Source organism: Halomonas sp. TH-94, from assembly GCF_057473365.1.
On the sequence record NZ_JBYCKL010000010.1, the window covers coordinates 171,230 to 178,289 of the forward strand.

6 protein-coding genes are annotated in these 7,060 nt (G+C 64.5%); 1 reads left to right on the forward strand and 5 read right to left on the reverse strand.

Annotated features, from left to right (window positions below; translation table 11 throughout):
• Positions 1-96: 96 nt before the first annotated feature.
• The 5 genes from AC2VNO_RS02165 to AC2VNO_RS02185 form a co-directional block, all read right to left on the reverse strand.
• The gene (locus tag AC2VNO_RS02165) at positions 97-1,410 is read right to left on the reverse strand and encodes a DEAD/DEAH box helicase (RefSeq protein ID WP_486932592.1); all 1,314 of its coding nucleotides are present in this window, start codon (positions 1,408-1,410) and stop codon (positions 97-99) included.
• Between the two features lie 158 nt (positions 1,411-1,568).
• The gene (locus tag AC2VNO_RS02170; RefSeq protein WP_486932593.1) at positions 1,569-2,087 is read right to left on the reverse strand and encodes a helix-hairpin-helix domain-containing protein; all 519 of its coding nucleotides are present in this window, start codon (positions 2,085-2,087) and stop codon (positions 1,569-1,571) included.
• A gap of 91 nt (positions 2,088-2,178) precedes the next feature.
• Positions 2,179-2,766, reverse strand: coding sequence for a PqiC family protein (locus AC2VNO_RS02175; RefSeq protein WP_486932594.1), 588 nt, complete (start codon positions 2,764-2,766; stop codon positions 2,179-2,181).
• A 58-nt stretch (positions 2,767-2,824) separates the two neighbouring features.
• Positions 2,825-4,501 carry an intermembrane transport protein PqiB gene (gene pqiB / locus AC2VNO_RS02180; protein ID WP_486932595.1) on the reverse strand — a complete coding sequence of 559 codons (1,677 nt, stop codon included), beginning with the start codon at positions 4,499-4,501 and terminating at the stop codon, positions 2,825-2,827.
• Positions 4,498-5,841, reverse strand: a complete 1,344-nt coding sequence (locus tag AC2VNO_RS02185; RefSeq protein WP_486932596.1) for a PqiA/YebS family transporter subunit — start codon at positions 5,839-5,841, stop codon at positions 4,498-4,500. Before AC2VNO_RS02185 ends, pqiB begins: the two co-directional genes overlap by 4 nt.
• 143 nt (positions 5,842-5,984) lie before the next feature.
• On the opposite strand from AC2VNO_RS02185, the gene AC2VNO_RS02190 reads away from it, so the two are divergent.
• Positions 5,985-6,962 carry a calcium/sodium antiporter gene (locus AC2VNO_RS02190; RefSeq protein ID WP_486932597.1) on the forward strand — a complete coding sequence of 326 codons (978 nt, stop codon included), beginning with the start codon at positions 5,985-5,987 and terminating at the stop codon, positions 6,960-6,962.
• Positions 6,963-7,060: the final 98 nt, after the last annotated feature.

Consider the following 7,060-nt stretch of genomic DNA (forward strand, 5'->3'; position numbering starts at 1 on the left):
AGCTTACATCGTACTGCCAAAAGCATGGCAGTACGACAGGCTGTATACAATCCCACAAACCACTCTCGACTACCAAGCCCGGGGGCGGGCCCGGTGTCAGGCGCGTCGTGTGCGCTGGCCGCGACTGCGGCGCCGCGGCGCCTGGGCATCGCCGTTGGCAGCGTTGCCATTGCTGCGCTGGCCCGCCTGGCTACGGTCGCCTCCTTGGCGAGCCTGGCCAGAGCGTCCGCTGCGCTTGCCGCGACCGTTCTCGATCGGCTCCGGCTTGGCGTTGGGGTCGGGCTCGAAGCCGGGCTCGATGCGCTTCTCAAGATCGCGTTTGATCAGTCGCTCTATGCCTTTCAGCAGACCGTGCTCGTCGACACAGACCAGTGAAACGGCCTGCCCGTCGCTGCCCGCACGACCGGTGCGGCCAATGCGGTGCACATAGTCTTCGGCGACATTGGGCAGCTCGAAGTTGACCACGTGGGGCAATTCGCTGATATCCAGGCCGCGAGCGGCGATGTCGGTGGCAACCAGAACCTGCAGCTCACCATTCTTGAAGGAGGAGAGCGCCCGCGTACGTGCCGATTGGCTCTTGTTGCCATGAATGGCCATGGCAGGGATGTCCTGCTTCGAGAGCTGTTCGGCCAGGCGGTTGGCACCGTGTTTGGTACGGGTGAAGACCAGCACCTGGTGCCAGCCGTGCTGGCTGATCAGGTGGGCCAGCAGCTCACGCTTCTTCTCGCGGTCGACGCGATAGATGGCCTGATCGACGGTTTCGGCAGTGGTGTTGCGCCGAGCCACCTCGATCTTCTCGGGGTTGTCGAGCAGCTTGGCTGCCAGCGCCTGGATCTCGTCCGAGAACGTAGCCGAAAACAGCAGGTTCTGGCGTTTCTCGGGCAGTGCCCGCAGCACCTTCTTGATGTCGTGGATGAAGCCCATGTCGAGCATGCGGTCGGCTTCATCGAGAACCAGTATCTCCACCTTGGAGAGGTCCACGTGCTTCTGCTGCTGCAGATCGAGCAGGCGCCCGGGGGTGGCGACGAGCACATCGAGGCCGGGGCGAATGGCATCCACCTGAGGCTGCTGGCCGACGCCGCCGAAGATGACATAGCTCTTGAGCGTCAGGTGGCGACCGTAGTCGGCCACGCTTTCACCTACCTGGGCGGCCAGTTCCCGGGTCGGGGTCAGGACCAGCGCACGCACCTGACGATTGCCGGGGCGCGGGCCGTCGGCCAGGCGCTGCAGCATCGGCAGGGTGAAGCCAGCGGTCTTGCCGGTACCGGTCTGGGCACTGGCCAGCAGGTCGCCGCCTTTGAGCACGGCAGGTATGGCCTGCAGTTGAATCGGAGTCGGGGTGGTATAGCCCTGCGCCTCGACGGCACGCAGCAGTTCGGCACGCAAGCCGAGTTCGGAAAAGAGGGTCATGCGGTCTCCGCAGATACGCCTGTGCCGCGCCACGTGCTGAGCACATGACCAGTCCCGGGCCAAGACGTGAGAAATTCGGTTCAGGGGCGCGGCAGGAGGGACTACGAGTCGCCGCGTGCCCGTATTATGCCAGCTTATTCCCCGGGGTGCAGCATTCCTTATGTTTCTCGCGCTTCGGTCAGCGCTTTCTTGAGTCGGGCGAGTACGGCGCCGTTCAGGCCTTCGACGTCGTCCAGCGCCTCGGGCGCCAGGCGCTGAAAGCGTTCGGGGTCGCTGATGCCGTGCAGGAAGAGCCGCTCGGCGCTCGCTTTGCCGACCCCGTCGATGCGGGTGAGGCCGGCCGCGTGGCGGGAGAGCAGGGCGTTGCGTTGCGCTGCATCGAGATGTTCCCAGCCGCCCCGCTGATGGAGATCGCAGGCCAGTCGATCCAGGCCTAGGCGCAGCCGCTCCACCAGCGTTCTGGCCGCCTCGGTGTCGACGAGCTTGAGCGCCTCATCGAGTGCGCCGAGAGAGTGGCCGATCGCCTGCAGGCGGTCGACGGCGGATTGGGCATCAGGCGCATCCAGTGCGGCGAGCAACTCGTGCTCGAGTTCCTGAACGAGATGGCGCAATGCCTCAGCGTTATCCTGTTCCGTGGGGGGCTGGGCGGATGAAGAGGCTTGTGGGCTGGCCGACATGAGGCTTCCTTGTGTGTTCTTGGGCAGATTCGATCCTGAGCAAGTGCCCGGCTCTCTTGAGATTAGTCGATGAAGACGCGGTGAGCCCGTCTCAGCGGTGCAGTCTGATGCCGGCGGCAATTTCGCTGGCGACCTGATCCCAGCCGTTGCCCAAGGCGCGGACCAGGGCGGGGTAGCCGTCGTCGGCGAGCTCCGTCTCGACGTGGAAGCGCTCCATGGCCAGCAGGCGGCCGTCCGCTGCCAACAACTGCCACTGCCCGCTGGTAACGGCCAGACCGTCGTAGCGGCCCTGGAAGCGTTCCACTTCGAGGCGCAGACGCAAGGCTTCACTGCGCCCGAGACTGGCCTCCTCGCGCATGACACGGGTATCCGGAAGGTGTTCGGCCAAGCGCGCGCGAAGGCCGCGCTCCAACTGGCGCCCCAGCGGTTCGGCCCAGAGGTGCTGGCGAGCGGCGTTGAGTGAGATGTCGTCCAGCTGCAGCACGATGCCGTCGACATCCAGATAGTGCGCCAGCCGGGGGGACTGCACGATCAGCAGGTGGCCCGCGCTGCCGCTACCGCCCTCCGGCGCCGTGGCGCTGTCGGGCAGCATGTAACGATTGGCCGGGGCGCTGGGTGAGGCGCAGCCGACGAGCATCAGCATGCTCGACAGCAGTGCAAGCCAGGACATCCACTTCATGCAGCTCTCCCTATTCGTCTTGATGTCATCAGCATAGCGTGTCGTTACCCGCGGGCGTTCAGTTGCCACGGCGTGCTCGTGGAACCGGGTCCTCGGCGTCCAGGCTGTCGAACAGCAGCGCGCGAGGATTTTCATTGAGCGTGCGAGTGACCGGTTGCAGGTCGCGCATGAGACGCTCGAGTCGCTCGGCAGTGGCCGTGAGTTCGCGATAGGCGCTGGAGTCCGGCGACAGCCCCGCCAGTGTCTCACGCAACGCTTCCAGCGAGGCGTTGAGGTTGGCCGGCAGGTTGCGGGTGCCCGGGTCGTCGAGCACGCTTCTGAGAGAAGCGCTCAGCTCGCGCACTTCCTCGAGCATCTCCTCCGAGCGGGTCAGGTTTCGGTCGAGCCCGGCGAGCAGCGGTTCGATCTCCAGGTCGTTGAGCTTCTCCAGCAGAGCCGTGACCTGGGCCTCGATCTGGGCAAAGCCGGCCGAGGTGGTGGGGAAGACGGTGCGTTCGCTGAAGGTCTCCGCCAGGTAGTTTTCCGCTTCGTCACGGTAGAAGTTGATGTCGACGAACATCGCGCCGGTGAGCAGATTGCCCGATTTCAATGCCGCACGCAGGCCCTGACCGAACAGACGCTGAAAACGTTCGTCCCACTCTTCGAGGTCGAGCTGCTGGTTCTCGATGCCGAGACGCTGCGGTTCGATACGGATCAGAACCGGAATGGCAAAGCCGGCGCGGGCTTGGGTCTGGGCGGCGGTGAACTGCCAGGGCACGGCGGCTACGGTGCCGATACGTACGCCCCGAAACTCCACCGGAGCGCCGCGAGACAGGCCACGCACGCTGTCTTCCACCAGCAGCACGTACTCCAGGTAGCGGTTGAAGGTCCCCTGTCTGGCAGACTCCTCGTCGGGGTAGAGGTTGAAGGTGGCATCGCTCTGAACCTGCCTGCCTCGGGGCAGGTCTTCGGGCACGCCGAAGGTCACGCCGCCACCCAGCAGGGCTTCCAGGGACTCCACGTTGACGCGAATGCCGTCGGCATCGAGGCGCAGATCGATACCGCTGGCCGACCAGAAGCGCGTACTGTCGGTGACCAGACGGTCGTAGGGGCTCTCGATGAAGATACGCTGGTTCATACGCCTGGCGTCGGCATCGAAAATGACCTCTTCGACACGACCCACGGTGTAGCCTTGGTAAGTCACGGGGTCGCCGGGCCGCATGGAGTTGCCCAGCTGGCTGATCAGGTTGATTCGCAGTCCGGGGGTGTCGGCAGAAGCCACGGGTGGCAGGTCGCTGACCTGGAACTCGCGTACGCCGGGGTCGCCGCTTCCCGGTTGAAGCTGGATGTAGGCCCCGGAAAGGACGGTACCCAGCCCGCTGATACCCTCGCGACCGATACGCGGCTTGACCACCCAGAAGCGGCTGCCCTCGTTGAGCATGGCTTCGGTGTCGGGAGCCATGCGCGCCGTGATCACGGTATGCGACATATCCTCGGAGAGCTGCACCTGGGCAACGCGTCCCACCTCGACATTGCGCGTCTTGATCAGGGTGCTGCCGGCTTCGATGCCTTCGGCGTTGCTCATGGTCAAGGTGATCAGCGGGCCGCGGCTGCGGTAGTTGTCATATACCAGCCACAGGCCGATGAGCATGGCCACGATGGGCACGATCCAGATGGGCGAGAGACGCCGCTGCGGCGTGGCTCTGGCCCGATGCATGTCGTCGGAGACCTCGTTCTCGCGAGGGGTGTCACTCATCCAGGGGTTCCTTGCGTTTTGTGGGCGTCACGCGGCAGCGGCGTGTCCCAGATAAGCCGGGGGTCGAAGGTCATCGCCGCCAACATGGTCAAGACCACCACCGAGCCGAATGCCAGAGCGGCGGGCCCCGGGGTGATCGACATCAGCGAACCGGCACGAATCAGCGCCACCAGGATGGCGACCACGAAGACGTCGACCATCGACCAGCGTCCGATGAATTCCGTGAGGCGATAGAGCCGCGTGCGGCTCCCAGCGTTGAGTTCATCGCTGCGTTTGACCACCAGGCAGAGCCAGGCGAGTGCCACCAGCTTTCCCACCGGCACGATCACGCTGGCCACGAAGATGACGATGGCGACCGGCCAGGAGCCCATCTGGATCAACTCCACCACGCCGCCGACGATGGTGGAGGGGGCGGTATGGCCCAGGCTGGTCGTGGTCATGATGGGATAGACGTTGGCCGGTATGTACATCACGGCGGCCGCCGCAAGCAATGCCCAGGTGCGCTGCAAGCTGTAAGGCAGGCGTGAGTGTAGCTTCTCGCCGCAGCGTCGGCAGTGGCCGTGCCCGTCGGGTTGCAGTCGATTGACCAGCCCGCAGGTAGGGCAGCCGGCCAGCCCCTGACGGGCAGCGGTGGAGCCGGTCCGTGCCCCTTCCGGCGCCTGCGGCTCGCCGGCCAGCGAGAACCACATCCAGTCCGAGTCGATGGATTGGGTAGTGAACAGCAGCAGCAAGGCGAAGGCACAGAAGGCCCAGAACGAGATCCCCAGTTCGATCTGGGCCAGACCCGCCACCTTGATCAGGCTGACGAGCGCACCAATGATGAAGACGTCGGCCATCATCCAGGGGTTCAGGTGGGCGAGAGAGCGTGCAATGGTACGACTGGCAGGTAGCGGTCGCCCCTGCAGCAGGCCCAATTGCAGCCAGATCACCCCGAGCAGGTACACCCCCGGGAGAACCGCAATGGTGAGAATCACGGCAATGGCCACCAGCGGTTGGTCAAAGCCGATAAGCGTGGTGGCTGTCTGGGTCAGTTCGATACGATTGCCGAAGCCGCCGACGCTGAAGCTGACGAAGGGGAACGAGATCGCCAGCAGCAGCGCCACCATGGCCGCCAGAGCAAGAGCCATACTGCGCTGGGCAGGGCGATGATGACGCGTCACCAGGATATGGCCGCAGCGCGGACAGTCCGCCTTCTGGCCCGGCTTCAGCGGCGGCAGCGCCACCAGCCAGTCGCATTCATGACAGGCACGCAGGCGCCGGCGCGACCGAATTTCCGGTGGCCGCTGGTCGACCTGAGGTTCGCCGGGGGCCGGCAGGAAGCGAAGCGGATGGTTGAGCACGGATGACACGACTCGACGGCTGAGAGGCGAGGAGCGCCCACCGGTCTTCACCGGCTGAGAAAGGGCATACCGAAGTGTGACACGTTGACGTCACGCGTACCATATACAAACATTCGGCATTGAATGTTCCCGAGGAGACGAATTTGTTGCTTCCCTTGTTGGCCGTGGCGGCAGGTCTGGTGCTGCTGGTGTGGAGCGCCGAGCGCTTCGTTGACGGTGCGGCTTCGACATCCCATCGCTTGGGGGTGTCGCCGCTGCTGGTAGGTATGCTGGTGATCGGCTTCGGCACTTCAGCCCCTGAACTCATGGTGTCTGTCCTGGCCGCCAGCCAGGGCAACCCCGGCCTGGCGCTGGGCAACGCTTACGGTTCCAATATCGCCAATATCGGCCTGATTCTGGGGCTCGTGGCACTGATTTCTCCGCTGGCGGTGCATTCCAGTGTGATCAAACGCGAGCTGCCGCTACTGGTTGCGGTCACGCTGTTCTCGGCGCTGCTGATGTGGGGCGGGGTGATTGGCCGCATCGAAGGCAGCCTGCTGTTGCTGCTGCTGGCGGCCATGATCGGCTACAGCATCTGGCAGGCGCGCCGTTCGAGCGCCGATGCGCTGGCGTCGGACACCGAGGAGAGCCTGCTGGCGCACCCGATGTCGCTGCGCACCGGGTTGGTCTGGACACTGGTGGGTCTGGCGCTGTTGCTGCTGAGCTCGCGAGTGCTGGTCTGGGGAGCGGTGGAGATCGCCATCGGTTTTGGCGTCAGCGATCTGATCATCGGGCTGACCATCGTGGCCGTTGGCACGTCATTACCGGAGCTGGCCTCATCGATCAGTGCGCTGCGCAAAGGTGAGCATGACCTGGTGGTCGGCAACGTGGTGGGCTCGAATCTCTTCAACACGCTGGGCGTGGTAGGCCTTGCCGCGGTGATTCATCCCATCGAGGTGGGGGCTGAAGTGCTCCTTCGCGACTGGAGCCTGATGGCTGTCATGACGTTGCTGATGACCGTGTTCGCCATCGGTTGGCGGGGGCGCCCCGGGCGTATCAACCGAGTCGAGGGTGCCGTGCTGATGGCTATGTTCGTCGGCTATACCGCATTCATGGTGCGGCTGGTGATAGTTGGAAGCTGACAACCACCAAATGTACTGCGACAACCCGACACAGGCGTTGAGCAGGACGTCTGGCACGCATTCGCGTACCTTGAATGACGATAAGCATAAAACGAAGC